This window comes from Enterobacter cloacae complex sp. Mu1197, from assembly GCF_040059225.1.
Lineage (GTDB): Bacteria > Pseudomonadota > Gammaproteobacteria > Enterobacterales > Enterobacteriaceae > Enterobacter > Enterobacter quasiroggenkampii.
Genome location: NZ_CP157375.1, coordinates 3,516,433 through 3,541,145 on the forward strand (window position 1 = coordinate 3,516,433; position 24,713 = coordinate 3,541,145).

Sequence of the window (24,713 nt, forward strand, 5' to 3'; positions counted from 1 at the left end):
ACGAAAATTTAACATCTTGTGCAAGATGTCTGGCTTATGGCAGGGAATGAAAATATGTATTACGTTTAAATTACTCCACTTGCAGAGGTTTTTCTGCCATGAACTCACTACGTTATCTCGATTTCGGCCAGTCACGTCACCTGCTGCTGCTGATTGGCCGCATCGCGCTTGTCGTGCTGTTTATTATCTTTGGTTATCCAAAACTAACGGGGTTTAGCGGCACCGTACAATACATGACCTCGCTGGGAACGCCGATGCCCATGCTGGCGGCCATTATTGCGGTAGTCATGGAAGTACCTGCCGCCATTCTGATCGTACTGGGCTTTTTCACCCGTCCTCTCGCGGTACTGTTTGTGTTCTACACTCTCGGAACGGCGGTGATTGGGCATCATTACTGGGATATGACCGGTGATGCGGTCGTACCGAATATGATTAACTTCTACAAGAATATCAGTATTGCTGGCGCCTTTATTTTGCTGGCGATTGTGGGGCCAGGCGCCATCTCCCTTGACCGGCGTTAAGCCATAAAAAAAGGCCGCAAGCGCGGCCTTTTTTATTTCTGCAAAGCAGAGGAATTATGCGTAAACCGGGAAGCGTGCGCAGATATCCAGAACTTTACCTTTGACGCGCTCGATAACCGCTTCGTCATTGATGTTGTCCAGAACGTCACACATCCAGCCAGCCAGCTCTTTCACTTCCGCTTCTTTGAAGCCGCGGCGAGTCACGGCCGGGGAACCGATACGGATACCGGACGTCACGAACGGGCTCTTAGGATCGTTTGGCACGCTGTTTTTGTTCACGGTGATGTTGGCGCGGCCCAGGGCTGCGTCAGCTTCTTTACCGGTCAGGTTCTTATCAACCAGATCCAGCAGGAACAGGTGGTTTTCAGTCCCGCCGGATACCACTTTGTAGCCACGGTTCAGGAACACTTCCACCATCGCTTTGGCGTTCTTAGCAACCTGCTGCTGGTAAACCTTGAACTCTGGCTCCATCGCTTCTTTCAGCGCGACCGCTTTTGCCGCGATAACGTGCATCAGTGGGCCACCCTGCGCGCTTGGGAACACCGCGGAGTTCAGTTTTTTGTACAGCTCTTCGTCACCGCCTTTCGCCAGGATCAGGCCACCGCGTGGACCCGCCAGGGTTTTGTGGGTGGTGGTGGTCACAACGTGAGCGTGTGGAACCGGGTTCGGGTAAACGCCTGCAGCGATCAGACCCGCAACGTGCGCCATGTCAACGAACAGGTAAGCACCGATGCTGTCTGCGATTTCGCGCATTTTTGCCCAGTCAACGATACCGGAGTAAGCAGAGAAGCCACCGATGATCATCTTCGGTTTGTGCTCTTTAGCCTGCTTCGCCATGTCTTCGTAGTCAATTTTACCGGACTCATCAATACCGTAAGGGATGATATTGTACAGTTTGCCGGAGAAGTTAACCGGGGAGCCGTGAGTCAGGTGGCCGCCCTGCGCCAGGTTCATACCCAGAACGGTATCGCCCGGCTGCAGCAGTGCGGTGTAGACCGCGAAGTTAGCCTGAGAGCCAGAGTGCGGCTGGACGTTTGCATAGTCAGCGCCAAAAAGTTCTTTCGCACGATCGATAGCCAGCTGCTCAACGATATCAACGTACTCGCAACCGCCGTAATAGCGTTTGCCCGGGTAACCTTCAGCGTATTTGTTGGTCAGCTGAGAACCCTGCGCCTGCATAACGCGCGGGCTGGTGTAGTTTTCGGAGGCGATCAGTTCGATGTGCTCTTCCTGACGTACTTTTTCCTGCTCCATAGCCTGCCACAGTTCGGCATCATAATCGGCAATGTTCATTTCACGCTTTAACATCCGCATCTCCTGACTCAGCTAACAAGTAAATTTTGGCCTGAAAAGGCAGTCCTGTTGGACGACGGGCAACAGTATAACTGATTAGTTCTGTGATAACAGGTCTTGACAAACGATTTTACGCAAACGTTTTCCTACCCGCCACGCAAGGGTTTGAGGAATAAAGCGCTCGCCCTTTCCAGCGGATTTCTTTTCAGGTTTGTGATGCATATTTTTCATCTTGCAAAGAACCATTTACAACGCAGGGGTATTTTTTATAAGATGCATTTAAAATACATCATTAAAGTGACATCAGAAGGACGCGCTCATGCTCGACGCTCAAACCATCGCTACCGTAAAAGCCACCATTCCCCTGCTGGTACAAACCGGCCCTAAACTCACCGCTCATTTCTACGATCGCATGTTCACGCACAACCCGGAGCTCAAAGAGATTTTCAACATGAGCAACCAGCGTAACGGCGATCAGCGTGAAGCGCTGTTCAACGCCATCGCGGCGTACGCCAGCAATATTGAAAACCTGCCAGCATTGCTGCCTGCGGTGGAAAAAATCGCGCAGAAACATACCAGCTTCCAGATCCAACCCGAGCAGTACGACATCGTGGGTAGTCACCTGCTGGCAACTCTGGACGAAATGTTCAGCCCGGGCCAGGAGGTGCTGGATGCGTGGGGTAAAGCCTACGGCGTGCTGGCAAACGTGTTTATCAACCGTGAAGCGCAAATCTACAGTGAAAACGCCAGTAAGAACGGCGGCTGGGAAGGCACGCGCGCGTTCCGCATTGTTGAGAAAACGCCGCGCAGCAGGTTAATCACCAGCTTCGAGTTTGAGCCGGTGGACGGTCAACCGGTGGCCGATTACCAGCCAGGGCAGTATCTGGGCGTGTGGCTGAAGCCTGAAGGTTTCCCGCATCAGGAGATCCGCCAGTATTCTCTTACCCGTAAGCCAAACGGTAAAGGCTACCGCATTGCGGTGAAGCGTGAGGACGGCGGTCAGGTTTCCAGCTGGCTGCACAACGAAGCGAACGTGGGCGACGTGGTCCATCTGGCCGCGCCAGCGGGCGACTTCTTTATGGCCGTTGAAGCCCATACGCCGGTCACGCTGATCTCTGCGGGCGTCGGCCAGACGCCGATGCTGGCGATGCTCGATACGCTGGCAAAATCACACCACGGTGCACAGGTTAACTGGTTCCATGCCGCCGAAAACGGCGACGTGCACGCTTTTGCGGATGAGGTGAAAACGCTCGGGGCCTCCCTGCCGCGTTTCACCGCGCACACCTGGTATCGCCTGCCGACGGAAGCAGACCGCGCAGCCGCACGGTTTGACAGCGAAGGTCTGATGAATTTAAGCCAGATGGAAGGGGCATTTAGCGCGCCGGACATGCAGTTCTACGTCTGCGGGCCGGTGGCGTTTATGCAGTATGCCGCGCAGCAGCTGGTGGGGCTGGGTGTGAACAAAGACAGCATTCATTACGAGTGCTTCGGCCCGCATAAGGTGCTGTAATCGCCCGGCGGCGCTTCGCTTGCGCGGGCCTACGAAGAGTTTTGTAGGCCGGGTAAGCGCAGCGCCACCCGGCAAGAACGTTAAATCGCAGCGTCGTCTTCTTCGCCGGTACGGATACGGATCACGCGCGCCACGTCAAAGACGAAGATTTTACCGTCGCCAATTTTGCCGGTTTGCGCCGTGCGGATAATGGTGTCCACGCAGGTGTCCACGATATCGTCGCTGACCACGATTTCAATTTTCACTTTCGGCAGAAAGTCGACCATGTATTCTGCGCCACGGTAAAGCTCGGTGTGACCTTTCTGACGACCAAAACCTTTCACTTCCGTCACGGTCATCCCGGTGATGCCGACTTCCGCCAGCGCTTCACGCACATCATCCAGTTTGAAAGGTTTAATAATCGCATCAATCTTTTTCATGGTGGGTCCTTAAACTCTTGCCTGTAAGCTGCCTCGTAATCGATTGCTCACAGTACCATATTCAGGCGAATTTTGCGGTACTACTCTTTAAAATCGTTCGCTTCCAGCTCGTGACGCGAGAGCAGCTTGTAAAACTCGGTGCGGTTGCGCCCGGCCATCCGCGCCGCGTGGGTCACGTTGCCTTTGGTGATCTGCAGCAGCTTACGCAGATAGTTCAGCTCAAACTGGTTACGCGCTTCGGCAAACGTCGGCAGCGCCGTGTTTTCCCCTTCCAGCGCCTGCTCCACCAGCGCGTCGCTGATGACCGGTGAGGAGGTCAGCGCCACGCACTGCTCAATCACGTTAACCAGCTGACGCACGTTACCCGGCCAGCTTGCGGCCATCAGCCGTTTCATCGCATCGGTGGAAAACGCGCGCACGAACGGTTTATGACGATCGGCCGCCTGGCGTAAAAGATGGTTCGCCAGCAGCGGTATATCTTCCGCACGTTCGGCCAGCGCCGGGATCTTCAGGTTGACCACGTTCAGACGGTAGTAGAGATCTTCGCGGAACTCGTTGCGGGCCATCACTTTTGGCAGATCGCGATGGGTAGCGGAGATAATTCGCACGTTAATATCGATATCGCGGTTGCTGCCCAGCGGGCGCACTTTGCGCTCCTGCAGCACGCGCAGCAGCTTGACCTGCAGCGGCGCAGGCATGTCGCCAATCTCGTCCAGGAACAGCGTGCCGCCTTCCGCCGCCTGGAACAGCCCTTCACGGCTGCTTACCGCGCCGGTGAATGCGCCGCGGGCATGACCAAACAGTTCAGATTCAAGCAACTGCTCCGGGAGCGCGCCGCAGTTAATCGCAATAAAGGCGTTCTTGCTGCGCGGGCTGGCGTTATGAATCGCCTGCGCGAGGATCTCTTTTCCGGTTCCGCTCTGGCCGTTGATGAGCACGCTGACGTCAGACTGCGCCACCATCCTCGCCTGTTCAAGCAGGCGCAGCATCACGGGACTGCGGGTGACGATAGGCTCCCGCCACGCTTCATCCCCCGCCGGAGCGGCATGTTCCAGCGCGCTGTCGATAGCCTTATACAGCGCATCTTTGTCCACCGGCTTGGTCAGGAAGCTGAATACCCCCTGCTGCGTCGCGGCAACCGCATCCGGGATCGACCCGTGCGCGGTCAGGATAATCACCGGCATCCCCGGCTGCTGCTTCTGGATCTCCGCGAACAGCTGCAGGCCGTCCATTTCATCCATCCGCAGGTCGCTTATCACCAGATCGATTTTCTCGCGGCTGAGAATTTTCAGCCCCTCCAGCCCGCTTTCCGCGGTCACGACGCTGTAGCCTTCACTCACCAGACGCATCCCCAGCAGCTTTAACAGACCGGGATCGTCATCCACCAGTAAGAGATGGGCTGGTTTACGGCTCGTCATGCTTCACATCCTCTTGTTTCGGCGTATCGCTGTCCGGCGCAGCGGATGAACTCCCCGGCTGATATTTACGCGACGAGAGCTGTCTTTCGATATCGGTCAGGTTCTCCAGCTTACGCGTCGTGGTATCCAGCTGCGTACGTAAATGTTGCTGCTGTTGGCGCAGTGTATCAAGCTCGCTATCGGTTGACTGTTGCAGCTTGCTGTAGCGGGAGCGCTCTTCAGAAAGCTGAAGCTGTAGCGTCTGTCCCTCGCGCCAGAGCTGGTATACCGGGCGGATCTGTACCGGAAGATTGACCACAAACGTGTCCAGTCGGGTCACGTTGGCGCGGCGTTCAACGGGAGTGATTTTCGCATCCGCCAGCAAAATCCCACGCTTGAACGCGTCCTGCCAGGTATCATCATCCAGCATCGCCGCTTTCGCGCGGGCATCAACCGGCGCCAGACGCTGGGCGCAGTCTATCCCGCGCAGCCAGAACAGCGGGTTACTTTCGACGTCATGCCCCGACAGGTTCCAGATGTCGTCACAGCGGGTTGAGAGGAAATCGGCCAGCTGGTTATCGGGCCATTTATCTTCTTGTTTATCGCTAATCGCGCTTTGCGGCACATGGGAAACACACCCAGCCAGAAATAAACAGGGCAGGCTCAGGCGAAGCGTGCTGCGGGAAAACACCGCGCGTACGGCGCGGAAAAAGACGTGTGACATACTCACCAGACATAGATTCATTTTATTGATTTTTCCGGCTCAGGGGCAGTTCAATACGGAAGCAAACATCCGAACGTTCGTCCGTGGCAATGTTTAGCTCACCCTGCATGCGTCGTATGCAGTCCCGGGCGATGCTTAAGCCCAGACCACTGCCTTTCACCGCACCTTTCCGCTGATGACTCCCCTGGAAAAAGGGCTCGAAGATCATGGTTTTTTCGTCATCGGGAATCGGGGTGCCGGTGTTAGCGACGTCTATAAACACCCGGGAACCCTTCGTATAGCTTCGGATATAAATGTTACCGGATTCAGTACCATAGTGCACCGCATTGGAATAAAGATTATCCAGCACGCTCATTAGCAGCATGGGTTCAGCGAGACAGGTCGGCGCATTCAGCTCTACACCGGTATGCATCATTTTAGCTCTTGCTGGCAAGCTATGGGCGGAGATCACCATATCCACCAGCGGTTCAATGTCGACGTTTTCCAGTACAACCGCCCCGTCAGCCAGCTTGCGGTTGTAATCCAGCAGTTGCTCAATCAGCTTCTGCAGATTGCGGCTGCTGTTATCCAGGATCTCGACAATTTCTTTCTGTTCGGGCGTAAGCGGCCCTGCCACTTCGTCCGCCAGCAGTTCCGTCCCTTCGCGCATGCTGGCCAGCGGCGTTTTAAGCTCATGGGAGATATGGCGCAGGAACTGATGACGCTGTGATTCAAGCCACGCCAGGCGCTCGGACAGCCAGATAATACGCTGACCGACGGAACGCAATTCGCGAGGGCCTTTAAAAGCGACCGTATCACCCAGTGATTTTCCCTCCCCCAGGCGGTTGATCATCCGCTGGATCCCCTTCACCGGGCCGATGATCATGCGGGTAAAGAGCAGAACGAGCCCGAGGCTCACGAGGAACAGCACCAGCGCCTGCCAGCCGAAGAATTGGCCGCGCTCGGCAATCTCCTGCTGGAGCTGCTGGCCGCGCGAGAAAATCACCGTGCGGGTTGACTGCACCATCTCGGTGTTAGCGTTGGCGAAGGCTTCCAGGCGCGCGGCGGCGGCGACATCGGGTCCACTATTTTGGCACTGCAACTGTGCGAGATCGTTCAGATCCTGACGTAACGCCTGATACAGCTTGTCGTCAGGCAATACGCCGGCGTGGGCATCCAGCATTTCGCTGTAGCGCTTACGCTGACTCTGGTACACCTTTTCCAGCGTGCGATCGTCAAGCACGCAGTACTGACGATAGCTGCGCTCCATCTCAAGCGCGGCGTTGGTCATGGCCTCACTGCGCCGGGCGTCAATAAGCGTCGTGCGGTTGGTTAATGCCGCCTGCGCGCTCAGCGCGTTCAGGCTTTGCCACGCCTGCCAGGCAAGGATCAGCAACGGCAGCAGGATCAGCAGAAAGGCCATCATGACGAGCTGTCGCAGGGAGCGGGGAAAAACGGGCCAGCGTTTCAACGCATTACTCTCTTAATGGGGGTTTACGCAGAGCGTAACTGAGTCTGCCCTTCAGATACAACAAAGCCGGGTAAAAACCCGGCTTTGTCATGGAATGAGGCGGTGCCTAACTCGACGTTTCGCCCTGGCCTGATAAAGCATCGCTATGATCAGTAGTTGGACGGCAGGCACCTTTTTGTGCGTCATTCGAAGTTTATGTAGCACGTCCCGAAGGGGCTGACATAAGAAGGTGAATGAGCCACTGGTTAATATTATGCAACACCCGTGCCAGAATGCAAAACAAAAAATTAACACCTTGAAATATATAATTTTTACTCGCTTAACCCGTTCGTTATCGGTTGAATGATTTTCAGGCTAAGTGTCGCTGTTCAGCAACACCTTAACGGGAACCTTTCCTGCCACATATAAATCAATAGGTTAAATGTCTCCTTTTGGAGACACTCAAACCAAAGGGTTGTCGCGATTTTGCGACAGAGACAAAAAAGCCCGGTGGCGCTCGCGCTCACCGGGCCTACAGTCAGGACGCTGAAACTTAACCCAGCTGCTTACGCGCGTTGCGGAAGATACGCATCCACGGGCTGTCCTCGCCCCAGTTTTCCGGGTGCCAGGAATTGCTCACGGTACGGAACACACGTTCAGGATGCGGCATCATGATGGTTGCACGACCGCTTTCGCTGGTTACCGCCGTAATACCGTTGACGGAACCGTTCGGGTTGGCCGGGTAGGTTTCGGTGACCTTGCCGAAGTTATCGACAAAGCGCAGCGCCACCAGACCTTTGCTCTCCAGCTGAGCCAGATGCGCAGCATCACGCACTTCGACCTGACCTTCGCCGTGGGACACCGCGATTGGCATCTGCGACCCGACCATTCCCTGCAGCAGCAGAGACGGGCTCTGGGTCACTTCCACCAGGCTAAAGCGCGCTTCGAAGCGGTCAGACTGGTTACGCACAAAGCGCGGCCAGGCTTCGCTGCCCGGGATCAGTTCGCGCAGGTTAGACATCATCTGACAGCCGTTGCACACGCCCAGCGCCAGGGTCTGCGGACGATGGAAGAAGGTTTCGAACTCGTCGCGCACGCGGCTGTTGAAGAGGATAGATTTCGCCCAGCCCTCGCCCGCACCCAGCACGTCACCGTAGGAGAAACCACCGCACGCCACCAGCGCCTGGAAATCTTCCAGACCGGTACGTCCGGCCAGCAGGTCGCTCATGTGAACGTCGATAGCGTCAAAGCCCGCGCGATGGAAGGCGGCAGCCATCTCAACGTGGGAGTTAACGCCCTGCTCGCGCAGCACGGCCACTTTCGGACGCGCACCAGTCGCAATGTACGGCGCGGCGATGTCTTCGTTGATGTCGAAGGAGAGCTTCACGTTCAGGCCTGGATCCTGGTCATTGGCCTTCGCGTTGTGCTCCTGATCGGCACATTCCGGGTTATCACGCAGGCGCTGCATCTGCCAGGTGGTTTCCGCCCACCACATGCGCAGCGTGGTGCGGCTTTCGCTGAACACAGCGTGACCGTCTGCTTCAATGACGAAGCGATCGCCCTGAACGGCTTTACCCAGATAGTGCACGCAGTCTGCCAGACCGTGCTGCGCCAGAATCGCTTCAACCGCGTCGCGATCTGCCGCACGCACCTGAATCACGGCGCCCAGCTCTTCGTTAAACAGCGCCGCCAGACGATCTTCGCCCAGCGTAGCGATGTTGGTTTCGACCCCACAGTGGCCGGTGAAGGCCATCTCTGCCAGGGTCACCAGCAGGCCGCCGTCGGAACGGTCGTGGTAGGCCAGCAGCTTACGCTGCGCCACCAGCGCCTGGATGGCGTCGTAGAAGCCTTTCAGCTGCGCCACGTCGCGCACGTCGGCTGGCTTATCGCCAAGCTGACGGTAAACCTGCGCCAGCGCGGTAGCGCCCAGCGCGTTGTGGCCTTTACCCAGGTCAATCAGCAGCAGGGCGTTATCTTCGGTCGCCAGCTGCGGCGTAACGGTGTGACGCACGTCTTCCACGCGGGCAAACGCGGTGATCACCAGCGACAGCGGGGAGGTCATCTCGCGCTGCTCGTTACCTTCCTGCCAGCGGGTTTTCATCGACATGGAGTCTTTGCCCACCGGAATGGTCAGGCCGAGGGCAGGACACAGCTCCTCACCCACCGCCTTCACGGCTTCATACAGGCCCGCATCTTCGCCTGGGTGACCGGCAGCGGCCATCCAGTTTGCGGAGAGCTTGATACGTTTGATGTCGCCAATCTGCGTGGCGGCGATGTTGGTCAGCGCTTCACCGACCGCCAGACGGGCAGAGGCCGCGAAGTCCAACAGCGCGACCGGGGTGCGTTCACCCAGCGCCATCGCTTCGCCGTAGTAGCTGTCGAGGCTCGCGGTGGTCACGGCGCAGTTCGCCACCGGGATCTGCCACGGGCCAACCATCTGATCGCGGGATACCATACCGGTCACGGTACGGTCGCCGATGGTCACCAGGAAGGTTTTCTCAGCAACAGCTGGCAGGTGCAGCACGCGATTAACGGCTTCAGCCACGGTAATGCCCTGGCGATCCAGCGCTTTGCCCGCCGCTTTACGGGTCTGCACGTCGCGGGTCATCTTCGGCGTTTTACCGAGCAGGACGTCGAGCGGCAGATCGATCGGCTGGTTGTCGAAATGGGTGTCGCTCAGAGTCAGGTGCTGCTCTTCGGTCGCTTCACCGATGACGGCATACGGCGCGCGCTCGCGGCGGCACAGTTCGTCAAACAGCGGCAGCTGATCCGCCGCAACGGCCAGCACGTAGCGCTCCTGGGATTCGTTACACCAGATTTCCAGTGGGCTCATGCCCGGCTCATCGCTCAGGATATCGCGCAGGTTGAAACGGCCACCGCGACCGCCGTCGCTCACCAGCTCCGGCATGGCGTTGGACAGACCGCCCGCGCCCACGTCGTGGATAAAGAGGATCGGGTTAGCATCGCCCAGCTGCCAGCAGCGGTCGATCACTTCCTGGCAGCGACGCTCCATCTCAGGGTTGTCACGCTGCACGGACGCGAAGTCGAGATCCGCATCAGACTGGCCGGAGGCCATCGAAGAGGCCGCACCGCCGCCCAGACCGATGTTCATCGCCGGGCCGCCGAGCACGATCAGCTTCGCGCCGACGACGATCTCGCCTTTCTGCACGTGATCGGCACGGATGTTGCCGATCCCGCCCGCCAGCATGATCGGTTTGTGGTAGCCGCGCAGCTCTTCGCCGTTGTGGCTGTCCACTTTCTCTTCATAGGTACGGAAGTAACCGTTCAGCGCCGGACGACCAAATTCGTTGTTAAACGCCGCGCCGCCCAGCGGGCCTTCGGTCATGATATCCAGCGCGGTCACAATGCGCTCTGGCTTGCCGAAATCTTCTTCCCACGGCTGTTCAAAGCCCGGGATACGCAGGTTAGAGACGGAGAAACCGACCAGACCCGCTTTGGGTTTTGCACCACGACCGGTCGCCCCTTCGTCACGGATTTCACCGCCGGAGCCGGTCGCCGCACCCGGCCACGGGGAGATCGCGGTCGGGTGGTTGTGGGTTTCAACCTTCATCAGGATATGCGCGGGCTCCTGATGGAAGTCATAGCGCCCTGCTTCGCGATCGGCGAAGAAGCGGCCCACCTCGGAACCTTCCATCACCGCGGCGTTGTCTTTATAGGCAGACAGCACGTGGTCAGGGGTTTGCTCCATGGTGTTTTTGATCATTTTGAACAGCGACTTTGGCTGCTGTTCGCCGTCAATAATCCAGTCGGCATTGAAAATCTTGTGACGGCAGTGCTCAGAGTTCGCCTGCGCGAACATATAGAGTTCGATGTCGTTCGGGTTACGGTTGAGCTTAACGAACGCATCCTGCAGGTAGTCGATTTCGTCTTCTGCCAGCGCCAGGCCGAGACGCAGGTTGGCGTCAATCAGTGCCTGACGGCCCTGCCCCAGCAGGTCCACGCTCTGTACCGGCGCAGGCTGATGGTGGGAGAAAAGCTTCTGCGCGTCATCGAGAGAGGCAAACACGCTCTCCATCATGCGGTCGTGCAGTTCAGCCGCAACCGCCTGCCACTGCGCGTCGCTCAGGGTAGAGGCTTCCACGTAGTACGCCACGCCGCGCTCCAGACGGTTAATCTGGCTCAGGCCACAGTTGTGGGCGATGTCGGTGGCTTTGGAAGACCAGGGGGAGATGGTGCCCGGACGCGGCGTCGCAAGAATCAGTTTGCCGGTTGGCGTATGGCTGCTGAGGCTTGGGCCATACTTGAGCAGGCGTTCCAGCTGTACGCGCTCCTCTGCATTCAGGGGGGCATTCAGGTCAGCAAAATGGACATACTCAGCGTAAATATTGCTTACCGGAAGGTCGGCCGCCTGAAAACGTGCCAGCAGTTTGGTAATACGGAAGGCAGACAGTGCAGGCGAACCACGCAGAATTTCCATCATAAGTCTCTCGTCTTCGAAGCGCCGGGGCGCTTACAGTGTGCGCAAGGGGGGAAAACGGGCGTCATTATAGAGAATCCTGAGCGCCGACGAAACCGTTTGCGTCGAAATAAAATTGACGAAGAGATTTAACAATAGATGTGACCTGTCTCTCTAATTGGTTGCCAAGTGGCGCAAGTTTACGCAAAATGCCGCTCATTCAATGGCAAACCTTATTGTTAACATGGCTACAGCAGACTGAGGCAACCGGCGTCGCAGAGAATTAACTAATTGAAAAAATTAAAGATTAATTATCTGCTCATCGGCATTGTAACGTTGCTGCTGGCAGTGGCCCTCTGGCCTTCCCTCCCCTGGATCGGCAAAGCCGAAAACCGTATCGCCGCCATTCAGGAGCGGGGGGAATTGCGCGTCAGTACCCTTAACTCTCCGCTGATTTACAGCGACATCAACGGCAAAATCATTGGTCTGGATTATGAACTGGCACAACAGTTCGCCGATTATCTTGGCGTGAAGCTAAAAATCACCGTCCGCCAGAATATCAACCAGCTGTTTGATGACCTCGATAACGACGATGCCGATATGCTTGCCGCCGGGCTGGTGTATAACAGCGAGCGCAGCAAAAACTATCAGCCAGGCCCGACCTACTACTCCGTTTCGCAGCAGCTGGTTTATCGCGTCGGGAGCCTGCGCCCGCGCTCGCTGGCCTCGATTAACGATCGGCAGTTGACGATTGCCCCCGGTCACGTGGTGATTGACGATCTGCGTGAGCTCAAGGAGAAGAAATATCCGGACCTGAGCTGGACGGTGGATGCGAAACTCGGCACGACGGAGCTGCTGGAGCAGGTAAAAGATCAGAAAGTCCCCTACACCATCGCCGATTCGGTCGCGATCAGCCTGTTCCAGCGGGTGCATCCTGAAATCGCCGTGGCGCTGGACGTCACCGACGAGCAGCCTGTGACCTGGTTTACTCAGCTCGATGACGATCAGACCCTCTCTGCCGCGATGCTCGATTTCTTCAACACCATGAATGAAGACGGTACGCTGGCGCGCCTGGAGGAGAAGTACCTCGGGCATGGTGATGACTTTGACTACGTTGACACCCGCAGCTTCCTGCGTGCGGTAGACAGCGTCCTGCCGGACCTGCAGCCGCTGTTCGAAAAATACGCCCAGGAAATTGACTGGAAACTGCTGGCGGCTATTTCTTATCAGGAATCCCACTGGGATACCCAGGCCACGTCTCCGACTGGCGTACGTGGTTTGATGATGTTAACCAAAAATACCGCGCTGAGCCTGGGCGTCAATGACCGTACCGATGCGGAACAGAGCATCAGCGGCGGCGCGCGCTACCTGCAGGATATGATGGCCAAAGTCCCGGAAACGGTGCCGGAAGAGGAGCGGATCTGGTTCGCGCTGGCGGCCTACAATATGGGCTATGCGCATATGCTGGATGCGCGAGCGCTGACGGCCAAAACGAAAGGCAACCCGGACAGCTGGTCAGACGTAAAGCAGCGGCTGCCGCTGCTGAGCCAGAAGCCATGGTATAACAAGCTGACGTACGGCTACGCGCGCGGGCATGAAGCCTACGCCTACGTGGAAAATATCCGTAAATATCAGATTAGCCTGGTCGGGTATCTGCTGGAGAAAGAGAAAGAGGCGACAGAGGCCAAACAGCTGGCCCAAAGCTACCCTGTCGTGGCGCCGGACGAGCTTAATCGGCCGACGGCTTCAATTCTGCCTTTTGCTGCTTTTTCTGCTGACGGCGCATTCGAAAGAAATCGCTTAATAGCCCCGAACACTCTGGTGCAAGCACCCCGCCGATAGTCTTCACCTGGTGGTTCATCCCCGGGTGACCCAGCACGTCCATCAGTGAACCGGCCGCGCCGGTTTTTTCATCCCGCGCACCGAAGACTAAAGTCCCGATCCGGCTGTGCACCATCGCCCCGGAACACATCACGCACGGCTCAAGCGTCACATACAGCGTGGTATCAAGCAGGCGATAGTTTTGCAGCACCAGACCTCCCTGACGAAGCGCCATGATTTCGGCGTGCGCGGTAGGATCGTGGCGGCCAATGGGGCGGTTCCATCCTTCACCAATCACCTGGTTATTGTGGACCAGCACGGCGCCCACGGGCACTTCGCCCTCGTCCCAGGCACGCTGAGCCAGCGTCAGCGCATGGCGCATCCAGTATTCATGGTCGAGTTCAGGGTTGGACAACGGTTGATACTCCAGTCGAAAAGCGGGGCGCATTATACACGCCGATTATGGATAAGACTATTCGAGTTGCTGGAGTTCACCTGATGGCGTAACGCGCCAGCGGTGCTGGCAAAAATAGAGCAGCGGGTTGTCCTGTTTGCTGTCGCTGTAGCCGCTGTACAGGCGCAGCGGCGTACCGATGCGTTTCTCCAGCTGAACCACTTTTTCATGCCCCAGGCAGCGCATCGTCAGTACCCAACCGCCGTAGCCGCGGGCAATTTGCGTGGCAATAAGATTCACGCGCGGAAGCCAGGGGGTATCAAAATAGACTTGCTCCACCAGCGTCTGCGGGGAGCCGGTAATCAGCCAGATGTCGGCATCATTCGCATCGAGATAGCCGGTAAGGCGCGCCTGCACCACCGGAAAGGCGGCAACGTGGCCGCGAAACCAGTGCGCAAAATCCTGCTCCAGCTGTTTAAGCCGCGCTTCGCTGTGCCCAAACGTACATCCCCACAGCAGCAGGCTCATCGGCCATCGCGCCGCACGGCCTTTCACCAGCAGCGCGATACCGATCGCCGGTAAGAGCGGTAGCACGAGCAGCGCATTCAGAGGTAGACGCCGCAGCAGGTAACGCATAAACGTACCAAACATATCCTGCTGATGCAGCGTGCCATCCAGGTCGAAAAAGACAACGCGACGCGCGTGATTTGCCAAACCTTACTCCTCTGGGTCGTTGAATCCTAACAGCCAGGTAAACAGGAACCCGGCGATCACCGCTACTAAATAGCCTATCAGATAGAGCATCACTTTTCCGGTCACGATGGTTAATGCCAGCGGTAAACCCGAAATGCCAAAGGTAATAACGGTTGCGACCTTCCAGTAGCTGATCAGCGCCCCGCCTACCGCGCCGCCCAGACAGGCCGCGAGGAACGGTTTACCCAGCGGCAGCGTGACGCCAAAAATCAGCGGCTCGCCAATACCGAGCAGGCCGACCGGGAGTGCGCCTTTAATCACCTTTTTCAGACGCGCGTTGCGGGTTTTCATCAGTACCGCAATCGCCGCACCGACCTGCCCCACCCCCGCCATCGACAGGATAGGCAGCAGCGCATTATAGCCATGCGCCTGCACCAGCTCGACGTGGATCGGTACCAGCCCCTGATGCAGCCCGGTCAGCACCAGCGGCAGGAAAGTACCCGACAGCACCGCGCCCACTAACAGGCCGCCACGGTCAATCGCCAGCGACGCACCGTGGGCGATGGCTTCAGAGATCCACCCGCCTAACGGCTGGAGGGCGACAATCGCTACGCTACCGGTAATCAGCGTAGTCAGCAGCGGGTTGAGAATCAGCTCAATCGAGCCGGGCAGAACCGCGCGCAGCCTTTTCTCAATCCAGCACATCAGGATGACCACCAGCAGCACCGCAATTACCCCGCCGCGGCCGGGCTGGAGCGCCTCACCAAACAGCGTGATCTGCGCCAGCTGCGGGCTGGACAAGATGCCCGCCATCACGCCGCCCATCGCCAGCGATCCGCCAAACACCTTCGCGGTATTCACCCCGACCAGAATGTTCATAATGGCGAACACCGCGCTGCCGAAGATCCCGAGAATCCCCAGTAGGTTCGGATACTGCGTGGCGAAATCCCCCACAATATCCGGTCGCTTGAGGATATTGATGATCCCGGTGATCAGGCCCGAAGCAATAAACGCCGGGATCAGCGGAATGAAGACGTTTGCGAGCTGTCGCAGCGCGTCGCTCATCGGGGCTTTATATTTGGCCTTCACCTGCGCTTTGGTGCGCTCAGCATCGTCAATCGACACGCTCGCGCTAACGCCCATCAGTGCCCGCATGGCATCGACAACCTGCGCCGCTTTCCCCGGGCCGACGATCAGCTGATGCTGCTGACCCTGTTTCACGTAGCCGCTGACGCCGGAAAGTTGCTTCAGACGTGGCACGTCAAGCTGGTCGTCGTTATGCACCTCGACGCGCACGCGCGTCATGCAGTTTTCGAGACGCTGAATATTTTTTTCCCCACCGATCCCCTGCAGGATACCGCTGGCGAGCGCTGCTGTTTTGTCCATACACGCCTCTGTTAGTTTTCTAATGCCGCCCGTAAGAAGCCGTTATGCGCATCGAGTTTGGATCTCGCGCTCGCCGCATCCAGCCCGCTTAAGATCATCAGAATGGCAGGCTTAACATCGTGATCGGTCTGTTTGAGCACCGCTTCCGCCTCTTCACGCCCTGCGCCCGTCGCCTCCATCACCATGCGGCAGGCTCTGTCCACCAGCTTGACGTTGGTGGCCTGCATATCCACCATCAGGTTCTGATACACCTTGCCGAACTTCACCATCGCGCCGGTGGAGATCATATTGAGCACCAGCTTTTGCGCGGTCCCGGATTTCAGGCGCGTGGAGCCGGTGAGCGCTTCCGGCCCAACCACCGGAGAGATAGCGATAGCGGCCACCTGTGCAATCGGTGAGCCTGGGTTACAGGAGATGGCGACCGTCGTGCAGCCGGTCTGGTTAGCGTATTCCAGCCCGCCAATCACGTACGGCGTGCGCCCGGATGCCGCCAGCCCGACCACCAGATCCTTCGCCGTCAGATTCAGCGCCTTCAGGTCATCCTCGCCCAGCTGTTTGTTATCCTCCGCCCCTTCAACGGCTTTCAGCAGCGCACCGGGTCCACCGGCAATCAGCCCAACCACCAGACCATGCGGCACCCCAAAAGTTGGCGGACATTCTGACGCGTCCAGGACCCCAAGACGCCCGCTGGTCCCCGCCCCCATGTAAATAATGCGTCCACCGGCCTTGAGGGCTTCCGCCGCCGCATCCACCGCTTTCGCCACCTCAGGTAATGTCTCTTTCACTGCCTGCGCGACCAGCGTATCCTGTTGATTAAAGCGGTTAACCAGCTCCAGGGTGGAAAGCGCATCCAGATCCATGGTTTGCGGGTTACGCGTTTCAGAAACAAGTGAGCCAAGATTCATTTTTGTACCTCAAGAATTTTTAATTCATAATAATCACACTATAATGGAATATAAAATTCATTCAGGCGAGCAAAATCCGTATTTGCGCAGATAATCACATTTTCGCCAGGAGACCGTATGAACTGTTTAATTCGCATTCGCCAGCGCTACGCAGGCTTTGCCCAAAGCGACAAGAAGCTGGCGGATTTTCTGCTTTCTCAGCCCGACTACGCGCGCCATCTCAGCTCGCAGCAGCTGGCGAGTGAAGCCGGTGTGAGCCAGTCCAGCGTGGTGAAATTTGCGCAGAAGATTGGCTTTAAGGGATTCCCCGCCCTCAAGCTAGCGATCAGTGAAGCGCTGGTCAGTAACCCCAATCCGCAGTCCATGCCGGTGCATAATCAGATCCGCGGAGACGATCCGATGCGGCTGGTCGGCGAAAAGCTGATCAAAGAGAACGTGGCGGCCATGCATGCGACGCTCGATGTGAATACGGAAGAGAAGCTGCTGGAGAGCGTGGCGATGTTGCGCGGCGCGCGGCGAATCATTCTGACCGGCATCGGCGCGTCCGGACTTGTGGCGCGTAACTTTGGCTGGAAGCTGACAAAAATTGGCCTTAACGCCATCGTCGAGCAGGATATGCACGCCCTGCTGGCGACCGTACAGGCGATGGATCCTGACGATCTGCTGCTGGCGATCTCCTATTCCGGCGAGCGCCGCGAGATCAACATGGCCACCGATGAAGTCCTGCGCGTCGGCGGTAAAATTCTGGCCATCACCGGTTTTACGCCGAATGCCCTGCAGCAGCGAGCCACGCGCTGTTTATATACCATTGCCGAGGAGCAGGCCACGCGCAGCGCGGCTATCTCGTCCACCAGCGCACAAATGATGCTGACGGACCTGCTGTTTATGGCGCTGGTGCAGCAGGATCTGGAGCGTGCGCCCGAGCGCATTCGCCACAGCGAAGAACTGGTAAAGAAACTGGTTTGACGCGTATAATGCCCGCCCAGTTTGTGTTGTTTCTGAGAATTTCCTGATGGCGCTGTTAATTACCAAAAAATGCATTAATTGCGATATGTGCGAGCCCGAATGCCCGAACCAGGCCATTTCGATGGGCGACAGCATTTATGAGATTAACAGCGACCGCTGCACCGAATGCATCGGCCACTATGAAACGCCGACCTGTCAGAAAGTGTGCCCGATCCCCAATACCATCCTGAAGGATCCGGCACACGTCGAGAGCGAAGAGCAGCTGTGGGATAAGTTTGTCCTGATGCACCACGCGGACAAACTTTAACTTTCGATGATCACCGTTGCGCTGGCATAGTGGCGCTCATCGGCGATCGTCACGTGCACGTGATTCACGCCCAGCTTCTCGGCCAGCTTTTGCGCCTCGCCCCATAAGCGCAGGCTTGGCTTACCCAGCTCATCGTTAAACACTTCAAACTGGTTGAACGCCAGACCGTTACGAATGCCGGTTCCGAAGGCTTTGGCGGCCGCCTCTTTTACCGCAAAGCGCTTCGCCAGGAAACGCACCGGCTGCTGATGCGCTTCCCAGATGGCCCATTCGTTATCGCTCAGCACGCGTCTTGCGAGGCGATCGCCGCTGCGGGCGATCACCGCTTCAATGCGGGCTATTTCAACGATATCAGTGCCTAAGCCCAGAATGGCCATTACTGACGCGCTTCCTGCATCAGGCGTTTCATCTCTGAGACCGCCTCTTTCAGGCCGCTCATCACCGCACGGCCAATGATCGCGTGGCCGATGTTCAGCTCGTGCATTTCCGGGATGGCGGCAATAGCTTTCACGTTATGGTAGGTCAGGCCGTGACCGGCATTGACCTTCAGACCCAGGCTCGCCGCGTAGGTGGCCGCTTTAGCAATACGCTCCAGCTCTTTCGCCTGCTCTTCATCATTTTTGGCATCGGCATAGCAGCCGGTGTGAATTTCGATATACGGCGCGCCCACGTCGGCTGCCGCTTTAATCTGGGTGAAATCGGCGTCAATAAACAGCGAAACCAGGATACCGGCATCCGCCAGGCGCTTGCAGGCATCGCGCATTTTGTCGAGCTGACCGGCCACATCCAGACCGCCTTCGGTCGTCACTTCCTGGCGTTTTTCCGGCACCAGGCAGCAGAAGTGCGGCTGAGTCTCACAGGCAATCGCCAGCATCTCTTCGGTGACCGCCATCTCCAGATTCATACGGGTATCCAGCGTCTGGCGCAGAATGCGCACGTCGCGGTCGGTGATGTGGCGACGGTCTTCACGCAGATGAACGGTAATGCCGTCGGCGCCAGCCTGTTCAGCGATAAACGCCGCCTGAACCGGATCGGGATACTCCGTGCCGCGCGCATTACGCAGCGTGGCGATATGATCGATGTTGACGCCTAACAGTAATTCAGCCATGACAATCCTCGGTTTTCTTTTCGATTCTGTGGTCTAACGTTTCGGCACAAACTGCCTGAATAATTCGCGGCTCTTTAAGGGCTTGCCGCCAAGATACGGCTTGAGGGCAATCCGGGTAAAGCGTTTTGCTGCGCGCAGGGTATCCTGATCGGGAAACTCGCGCTCATACAGCGCCCGGAGCTGGCGCCCGGTAAAGGTGTTATTGTCGATCACGATGCTGGCAATAAAGCCCTTTTCTTCGCGGTAGCGGTAGGTCATGGTGTCTTCCACTTCGTCACCGCTGCCCGCACAGTGCAGAAAATCGACCCCGTACCCAAGATGGCCCAGCAGCGCCAGTTCAAAACGCCGCAGCGCAGGCTCGGGCGTGCCGGTTGCGCCAGCCAGCGCCTGGATACAGTGCAGATAATCAAAGAAAAGTTCAGAGAAGCGCGTCTCATGTTCAAGAACGCGTGAGATGAGTTCATTGACATACAGGCCGCTGTAGAGCGTGATGCCCGAGAGAGGAAGCGCCAGGGAGACGGCTTCGGCGCTGCGCAGGGTTTTAACTTCCCCTCGCCCACCAAAACGTACCAGCAGCGGCGTGAAAGGCTGTAAGGCGCCTTTCAGGTTAGAACGTTTGGAACGTGCGCCTTTTGCAACAAGGCGCACGCGGCCCGACTCTTCCGTGAAGACGTCCAGCATCAGGCTGGTTTCGCTCCAGGGACGACTATGCAGGACAAAGGCGCGCTGCCATCCATCCATATGCTCGTCGTCTTGAGTTACTGGTCTTCGCCGTAACCGAGGCTGCGCAGAGCACGCTCATCATCGGCCCAGCCAGATTTCACTTTCACCCACAGTTCGAGGTGAACCGGCGCTTCGAACATCTCCTGCATGTCCTTACGGGCTTCGATACCGATGGTTTTGATCTTGGCGCCTTTGTTGCCGATCACCATCTTCTTCTGCCCTTCGCGCTCAACGAGGATCAGGCCGTTGATGTCGTAGCCGCCACGCTCGTTGCTCTGGAAACGCTCGATCTCCACCGTCACAGAGTACGGCAGTTCAGCGCCCAGGAAACGCATCAGCTTTTCACGGATGATTTCAGACGCCATAAAGCGCTGAGAACGATCGGTGATGTACTCTTCCGGGAAGTGGTGAATCGCTTCCGGGAGATGCTTACGCACGATGCCCGCGATGGTGTCCACGTTCAGCCCCGTCTCCGCAGACAGCGGGACGATATCAAGGAAGTTCATCTGGCTACCGAGCCACTGCAGATGCGGCAGCAGATCGGCCTTTTCCTGAACGTTGTCAACTTTGTTGACGGCGAGGATGACCGGCGTTTTGCCGTCACGCAGTTTGTTCAGCACCATCTCGTCGTCCGGCGTCCAGCGGGTGCCTTCCACAACGAAAATCACCAGCTCCACGTCGCCAATCGAGCTGCTCGCCGCCTTGTTCATCAGACGGTTGATAGCACGCTTCTCTTCCATGTGCAGGCCCGGGGTATCGACGTAGATCGCCTGATACGCGCCTTCAGTATGGATACCGACGATGCGGTGACGCGTGGTCTGCGCCTTACGCGAGGTGATAGAAATCTTCTGCCCAAGCAGATTATTCAGCAGAGTAGATTTGCCAACGTTCGGACGTCCAACGATGGCAATAAATCCGCAATAGGTCTTTTCTTCGCTCATTCCAGCTCCAGCATTTTTAACGCCTGTTCGGCGGCAGCCTGTTCAGCCTTACGACGGCTTGAACCTGTGCCCACCACCGGTTCACTCAGGCCACTGACCTGGCAATGGATGGTAAATTCCTGATCGTGCGCTTCGCCACGAACCTGCACCACCAGATAAGATGGCAGCGGCAGATGACGACCCTGCAAATATTCCTGCAGACGCGTTTTCGGATCTTTTTGTTTATCGCCCGGGCTGATTTCGTCCAGACGGGTCTGATACCAGTTCAGGATCAGCTTTTCGACGGTCTGGATATCGCTGTCCAGGAACACACCACCAATTAATGCTTCGACCGTATCGGCAAGAATAGATTCACGACGGAAGCCGCCGCTTTTCAGTTCACCCGGCCCAAGACGCAGACATTCGCCCAGTTCAAATTCGCGCGCGATTTCCGCAAGGGTATTACCCCGAACCAGCGTGGCACGCATGCGGCTCATATCCCCTTCATCCACACGCGGGAAACGATGATAAAGCGCATTCGCAATCACGAAACTTAAAATAGAGTCGCCTAAAAACTCGAGACGCTCATTATGTTTGCTGCTGGCACTGCGGTGGGTTAATGCCTGTTGCAACAACTCCTGATGATGAAAAGTGTAGCCCAGCTTCCGTTGAAGCCGATTAATTACGATGGGGTTCATGCGATACCAATAAATGAATGCGTCAAAAATGCAGCACACGAAACCGACCTGAGAAAACCAACGCGGTTTCGTGTGCCGTGGCACCCTTGCAGGGCCAACCTTAAACTTCGGGGGAATATTCTATACACAACGACAGGGGATGTCGTTAGTTCGAAGAGATTTATCGGTGAAATAATTCGTGTAGCCGCTTTAATTAGCGGCTACACGTTCATTTAGTGAGAATTAATGGATTCCGCCAATACGATTCAGGCGTACGCCGGTCGGCCATTCGCCTTCCTGCTTCTCAAAACTCATCCAGATCGCGGTCGCTTTACCCACCAGATTCGCTTCCGGCACAAAGCCCCAGTAACGGCTGTCCGCAGAATTATCGCGGTTGTCACCCATCATGAAGTAATGGCCCGGCGGTACAATCCAGCTTGCCAGCTGCTGACCCGGCTGACGATAGTACATACCCAGCTGATCCTGCGCGATTGGCACGGTGAGGATCCGGTGCGTCACGTCGCCCAGCGTCTCTTTGCGCTCAACCAGACGGATACCGTTATCTTTGGTTTCGCCTTTCGGTACCTGGAAGAATCCGCTAGTCGCTTCACCGCCGTTATGACGGGCAAAGGTCTGCACAAAATCACTTGGCTCGACGTTTGAGTAGGTGATTGGCAGCGCGTTTTCACATGCGGTACCGGAACTGCAGCCTGGCTGAACGGTGACTTCTTTCGCAACCGGATCGTAAGTCACTTTGTCACCCGGCAGACCTACCGCACGCTTGATGTAATCCAGGCGCGGATCTTCCGGATATTTGAACACCACGATGTCGCCACGTTTCGGATGACCGGTTTCGATCAGCGTTTTCTGGTAGATAGGATCTTTAATGCCGTAGGCAAACTTCTCTACCAGAATAAAATCACCAATCAGCAGCGTTGGCATCATTGAACCTGATGGGATCTGGAACGGTTCGTAAATAAACGAACGTACCACCAGCACAATCGCCAGCACCGGAAACACCGAGGCACCCGTTTCCAGCCAGCCCGGTTTCGGACCGACTTTCTTCAGGGTTTTCGCGTCAATACCATCGCCAGTGGCTGCCTGTGCGGCAGCCTGACGTTCACGACGTTTTGGGGCGAAGATAAACTTATCCAGACACCACAGCAGACCCGTCACCAGGGTAGCAATGACCAGGATCAGGGCAAACATGTTCGCCATGCCAACTCCTTAGGGTTATTTGCCGTCTTTACCAACATGAAGGATGGCAAGGAATGCTTCCTGCGGCAGCTCGACGTTACCGACCTGCTTCATACGCTTCTTACCTTCTTTCTGCTTCTGGAGCAGCTTTTTCTTACGGCTGACGTCACCGCCATAGCACTTCGCCAGAACGTTTTTACGCAGCTGTTTCACGGTGGAACGCGCGATAATGTGGTTGCCGATGGCCGCCTGAATCGCGATATCGAACTGCTGACGCGGGATCAGATCTTTCATCTTCTCAACCAGTTCGCGACCACGGTATGGCGCATTGTCGTTGTGGGTGATCAGCGCCAGCGCATCCACACGCTCGCCGTTGATCAGCACGTCCACACGCACCATGTTGGAGGCCTGGAAGCGTTTGAAGTTGTAATCCAGTGACGCATAGCCACGGGAGGTGGACTTCAGACGGTCGAAGAAGTCGAGTACCACTTCCGCCATCGGGATTTCGTAGGTCAGCGCGACCTGGTTACCGTGGTAAACCATGTTGGTCTGCACGCCGCGCTTCTCAATACACAGCGTAATGACGTTACCGAGGAATTCCTGCGGCAGCAGCATGTGACATTCGGCAATAGGCTCACGCAGCTCGTGAATATTGTTCAGCGGTGGCAGCTTGGACGGGCTGTCGACGTAGATCACTTCTTTCGAGGTGGTTTCAACTTCATACACTACCGTCGGCGCGGTGGTGATCAGGTCCAGATCGTATTCACGCTCCAGACGTTCCTGAATGATCTCCATGTGCAGCAGGCCGAGGAAGCCGCAGCGGAAGCCGAAGCCCAGCGCCGTTGAGCTTTCTGGCTCGTAGAACAGGGAGGCATCGTTCAGGCTCAGCTTGCCAAGCGCATCACGGAAGTTTTCATAGTCGTCAGAGCTGACCGGGAACAGGCCCGCGTAAACCTGCGGCTTCACCTTTTTAAAGCCTGGCAGCGCTTTTTCTGCCGGGTTACGCGCACCGGTCAGGGTATCGCCCACCGGCGCACCAAGGATGTCTTTGATGGCGCATACCAGCCAGCCTACCTCGCCGCATGTCAGCTCGGTACGGTCAACCTGTTTTGGCGTGAAGATACCCAGACGGTCGGCGTTGTAGACCTGTCCGGTACTCATAACCTTGATTTTGTCGCCTTTGCGCATGGTGCCGTTTTTAATACGCACCAGGGAGACAACGCCCAGATAGTTATCGAACCAGGAGTCGATAATCAGCGCCTGCAGCGGGGCATCCGGATCGCCTTCCGGGGCCGGAATATCACGCACCAGGCGCTCCAGCACGTCGGTCACGCCGACACCGGTTTTAGCAGAGCAGCGCACGGCATCGGTCGCGTCAATGCCGACAATATCTTCAATCTCTTCCGCGACGCGCTCAGGATCGGCGGCTGGCAGGTCAATCTTGTTCAGAACCGGCACAACTTCGAGGTCCATTTCCATCGCGGTGTAGCAGTTTGCCAGGGTCTGGGCTTCTACGCCCTGCCCGGCATCGACTACCAGCAGCGCGCCTTCACAGGCCGCGAGCGAGCGTGAAACCTCATAGGAGAAGTCAACGTGGCCTGGGGTGTCGATAAAGTTCAGCTGATAGGTTTCGCCATCAGCCGCCTTGTAATCCAGCGTGACGCTCTGCGCTTTGATGGTGATACCGCGTTCGCGTTCCAGGTCCATGGAGTCCAGAACCTGGGCTTCCATTTCACGATCAGACAGGCCACCGCAAATCTGGATAATACGGTCAGACAGCGTCGACTTACCGTGGTCAATGTGAGCAATGATCGAAAAGTTACGTATGTTCTTCATATAGTTAAATAATTATGCCTTACGAATTCCTGGAGGCCGCTGTTCTTAGCCTGACGTTTTTCAGTGCGAA

22 protein-coding genes are annotated in these 24,713 nt (G+C 56.9%); 5 read left to right on the forward strand and 17 right to left on the reverse strand.

Translation table 11 applies throughout. The features are described 5' to 3' along the window. The first annotated feature begins 98 nt into the window (after positions 1-98). A complete protein-coding gene (locus ABFV38_RS16450; RefSeq protein WP_024908634.1) occupies positions 99-521 on the forward strand; it encodes a DoxX family protein in 423 nt (140 codons plus the stop codon). A 54-nt stretch (positions 522-575) separates the two neighbouring features. On the opposite strand, the gene glyA is transcribed toward ABFV38_RS16450, so the two are convergent. Next, positions 576-1,829 carry a serine hydroxymethyltransferase gene (gene glyA / locus ABFV38_RS16455; protein WP_008502165.1) on the reverse strand — a complete coding sequence of 418 codons (1,254 nt, stop codon included), beginning with the start codon at positions 1,827-1,829 and terminating at the stop codon, positions 576-578. A gap of 304 nt (positions 1,830-2,133) precedes the next feature. Between glyA and hmpA the strand changes: the two genes are divergently transcribed. Then, positions 2,134-3,324: an NO-inducible flavohemoprotein gene (gene hmpA / locus ABFV38_RS16460; protein ID WP_348957596.1), complete on the forward strand. Its 1,191-nt coding sequence runs from the start codon at positions 2,134-2,136 to the stop codon at positions 3,322-3,324. An 80-nt stretch (positions 3,325-3,404) separates the two neighbouring features. Here hmpA and glnB read toward each other — a convergent pair whose 3' ends face one another. The 5 genes from glnB to purL form a co-directional block, all read right to left on the reverse strand. After that, positions 3,405-3,743 carry a nitrogen regulatory protein P-II gene (gene glnB, locus ABFV38_RS16465; protein WP_003860685.1) on the reverse strand — a complete coding sequence of 113 codons (339 nt, stop codon included), beginning with the start codon at positions 3,741-3,743 and terminating at the stop codon, positions 3,405-3,407. An 80-nt stretch (positions 3,744-3,823) separates the two neighbouring features. Continuing rightward, positions 3,824-5,161, reverse strand: a complete 1,338-nt coding sequence (gene glrR, locus ABFV38_RS16470) for a two-component system response regulator GlrR (protein WP_045908542.1) — start codon at positions 5,159-5,161, stop codon at positions 3,824-3,826. Continuing rightward, positions 5,148-5,885: a two-component system QseEF-associated lipoprotein QseG gene (gene qseG, locus ABFV38_RS16475; RefSeq protein WP_348957597.1), complete on the reverse strand. Its 738-nt coding sequence runs from the start codon at positions 5,883-5,885 to the stop codon at positions 5,148-5,150. The genes glrR and qseG overlap by 14 nt, the downstream gene beginning before the upstream one ends. A gap of 1 nt (position 5,886) precedes the next feature. Then, on the reverse strand, positions 5,887-7,314 hold the full coding sequence (gene qseE / locus ABFV38_RS16480) for a two component system sensor histidine kinase QseE/GlrK (protein ID WP_252072985.1): 1,428 nt from the start codon (positions 7,312-7,314) through the stop codon (positions 5,887-5,889). Between the two features lie 532 nt (positions 7,315-7,846). Continuing rightward, positions 7,847-11,734: a phosphoribosylformylglycinamidine synthase gene (gene purL / locus ABFV38_RS16485; protein ID WP_348957598.1), complete on the reverse strand. Its 3,888-nt coding sequence runs from the start codon at positions 11,732-11,734 to the stop codon at positions 7,847-7,849. Positions 11,735-12,001: 267 nt separating this feature from the next. On the opposite strand from purL, the gene mltF reads away from it, so the two are divergent. After that, on the forward strand, positions 12,002-13,552 hold the full coding sequence (mltF, locus tag ABFV38_RS16490; RefSeq protein ID WP_048029578.1) for a membrane-bound lytic murein transglycosylase MltF: 1,551 nt from the start codon (positions 12,002-12,004) through the stop codon (positions 13,550-13,552). Here mltF and tadA read toward each other — a convergent pair. Genes tadA through murQ form a run of 4 tightly spaced genes read right to left on the reverse strand, consistent with a single transcriptional unit; the run spans position 13,440 to position 16,909 of the window. Then, positions 13,440-13,946 (reverse strand): tRNA adenosine(34) deaminase TadA, encoded by a 507-nt coding sequence (tadA, locus tag ABFV38_RS16495; protein ID WP_214608234.1) that lies wholly within the window; start codon positions 13,944-13,946, stop codon positions 13,440-13,442. The genes mltF and tadA overlap by 113 nt on opposite strands. 57 nt (positions 13,947-14,003) lie before the next feature. Beyond that, on the reverse strand, positions 14,004-14,639 hold the full coding sequence (gene yfhb / locus ABFV38_RS16500; protein WP_045908537.1) for a phosphatidylglycerophosphatase C: 636 nt from the start codon (positions 14,637-14,639) through the stop codon (positions 14,004-14,006). Between the two features lie 3 nt (positions 14,640-14,642). Further along, the gene (locus tag ABFV38_RS16505) at positions 14,643-16,004 is read right to left on the reverse strand and encodes a PTS transporter subunit EIIC (protein WP_348957599.1); all 1,362 of its coding nucleotides are present in this window, start codon (positions 16,002-16,004) and stop codon (positions 14,643-14,645) included. Positions 16,005-16,015: 11 nt separating this feature from the next. Continuing rightward, positions 16,016-16,909: an N-acetylmuramic acid 6-phosphate etherase gene (gene murQ, locus ABFV38_RS16510; protein ID WP_348957600.1), complete on the reverse strand. Its 894-nt coding sequence runs from the start codon at positions 16,907-16,909 to the stop codon at positions 16,016-16,018. A 117-nt stretch (positions 16,910-17,026) separates the two neighbouring features. Here murQ and ABFV38_RS16515 point away from each other — a divergent pair, with 117 nt between their 5' ends. Together ABFV38_RS16515 and ABFV38_RS16520 are read left to right on the forward strand one after the other, a co-directional pair. Then, positions 17,027-17,875: a MurR/RpiR family transcriptional regulator gene (locus ABFV38_RS16515; protein WP_348957601.1), complete on the forward strand. Its 849-nt coding sequence runs from the start codon at positions 17,027-17,029 to the stop codon at positions 17,873-17,875. A gap of 46 nt (positions 17,876-17,921) precedes the next feature. Beyond that, on the forward strand, positions 17,922-18,182 hold the full coding sequence (locus ABFV38_RS16520) for a YfhL family 4Fe-4S dicluster ferredoxin (RefSeq protein WP_008502177.1): 261 nt from the start codon (positions 17,922-17,924) through the stop codon (positions 18,180-18,182). Here the strand turns inward: ABFV38_RS16520 and acpS are convergent. From acpS to lepA, 7 genes are all read right to left on the reverse strand, one after another. Then, the gene (gene acpS, locus ABFV38_RS16525; protein ID WP_008502178.1) at positions 18,179-18,559 is read right to left on the reverse strand and encodes a holo-ACP synthase; all 381 of its coding nucleotides are present in this window, start codon (positions 18,557-18,559) and stop codon (positions 18,179-18,181) included. The two genes, ABFV38_RS16520 and acpS, sit on opposite strands and share 4 nt — an antisense overlap. Further along, on the reverse strand, positions 18,559-19,290 hold the full coding sequence (pdxJ, locus tag ABFV38_RS16530; protein ID WP_348957602.1) for a pyridoxine 5'-phosphate synthase: 732 nt from the start codon (positions 19,288-19,290) through the stop codon (positions 18,559-18,561). Before pdxJ ends, acpS begins: the two co-directional genes overlap by 1 nt. A gap of 33 nt (positions 19,291-19,323) precedes the next feature. Further along, positions 19,324-20,031 (reverse strand): DNA repair protein RecO, encoded by a 708-nt coding sequence (gene recO, locus ABFV38_RS16535; protein WP_348957603.1) that lies wholly within the window; start codon positions 20,029-20,031, stop codon positions 19,324-19,326. A gap of 17 nt (positions 20,032-20,048) precedes the next feature. Continuing rightward, complete coding sequence (era, locus tag ABFV38_RS16540; protein ID WP_008502181.1) at positions 20,049-20,954, reverse strand: GTPase Era; 906 nt, start codon at positions 20,952-20,954, stop codon at positions 20,049-20,051. Beyond that, positions 20,951-21,631, reverse strand: a complete 681-nt coding sequence (rnc, locus tag ABFV38_RS16545; RefSeq protein WP_003860711.1) for a ribonuclease III — start codon at positions 21,629-21,631, stop codon at positions 20,951-20,953. Before rnc ends, era begins: the two co-directional genes overlap by 4 nt. A 222-nt stretch (positions 21,632-21,853) precedes the next feature. Next, positions 21,854-22,828, reverse strand: coding sequence for a signal peptidase I (lepB, locus tag ABFV38_RS16550; RefSeq protein ID WP_045908532.1), 975 nt, complete (start codon positions 22,826-22,828; stop codon positions 21,854-21,856). 15 nt (positions 22,829-22,843) lie between these two features. After that, positions 22,844-24,643 (reverse strand): translation elongation factor 4, encoded by a 1,800-nt coding sequence (lepA, locus tag ABFV38_RS16555; protein ID WP_008502183.1) that lies wholly within the window; start codon positions 24,641-24,643, stop codon positions 22,844-22,846. Positions 24,644-24,713 lie beyond the last annotated feature (70 nt).

Bases quoted from the DNA above. Each gene is read 5' to 3' on its own strand.
- glyA (WP_008502165.1), bottom strand. From the start codon at position 1,829: ATGTTAAAGCGTGAAATGAACATTGCCGATTATGATGCCGAACTGTGG.
- pdxJ (WP_348957602.1), bottom strand. From the start codon at position 19,290: ATGGCTGAATTACTGTTAGGCGTCAACATCGATCATATCGCCACGCTG.
- purL (WP_348957598.1), bottom strand. From the start codon at position 11,734: ATGATGGAAATTCTGCGTGGTTCGCCTGCACTGTCTGCCTTCCGTATT.
- ABFV38_RS16520 (WP_008502177.1), top strand. From the start codon at position 17,922: ATGGCGCTGTTAATTACCAAAAAATGCATTAATTGCGATATGTGCGAG.
- glrR (WP_045908542.1), bottom strand. From the start codon at position 5,161: ATGACGAGCCGTAAACCAGCCCATCTCTTACTGGTGGATGACGATCCC.
- glnB (WP_003860685.1), bottom strand. From the start codon at position 3,743: ATGAAAAAGATTGATGCGATTATTAAACCTTTCAAACTGGATGATGTG.
- murQ (WP_348957600.1), bottom strand. From the start codon at position 16,909: ATGAATCTTGGCTCACTTGTTTCTGAAACGCGTAACCCGCAAACCATG.
- rnc (WP_003860711.1), bottom strand. From the start codon at position 21,631: ATGAACCCCATCGTAATTAATCGGCTTCAACGGAAGCTGGGCTACACT.
- ABFV38_RS16505 (WP_348957599.1), bottom strand. From the start codon at position 16,004: ATGGACAAAACAGCAGCGCTCGCCAGCGGTATCCTGCAGGGGATCGGT.
- acpS (WP_008502178.1), bottom strand. From the start codon at position 18,559: ATGGCCATTCTGGGCTTAGGCACTGATATCGTTGAAATAGCCCGCATT.
- ABFV38_RS16515 (WP_348957601.1), top strand. From the start codon at position 17,027: ATGAACTGTTTAATTCGCATTCGCCAGCGCTACGCAGGCTTTGCCCAA.
- era (WP_008502181.1), bottom strand. From the start codon at position 20,954: ATGAGCGAAGAAAAGACCTATTGCGGATTTATTGCCATCGTTGGACGT.
- qseG (WP_348957597.1), bottom strand. From the start codon at position 5,885: ATGAATCTATGTCTGGTGAGTATGTCACACGTCTTTTTCCGCGCCGTA.
- hmpA (WP_348957596.1), top strand. From the start codon at position 2,134: ATGCTCGACGCTCAAACCATCGCTACCGTAAAAGCCACCATTCCCCTG.
- ABFV38_RS16450 (WP_024908634.1), top strand. From the start codon at position 99: ATGAACTCACTACGTTATCTCGATTTCGGCCAGTCACGTCACCTGCTG.
- lepB (WP_045908532.1), bottom strand. From the start codon at position 22,828: ATGGCGAACATGTTTGCCCTGATCCTGGTCATTGCTACCCTGGTGACG.
- recO (WP_348957603.1), bottom strand. From the start codon at position 20,031: ATGGATGGATGGCAGCGCGCCTTTGTCCTGCATAGTCGTCCCTGGAGC.
- lepA (WP_008502183.1), bottom strand. From the start codon at position 24,643: ATGAAGAACATACGTAACTTTTCGATCATTGCTCACATTGACCACGGT.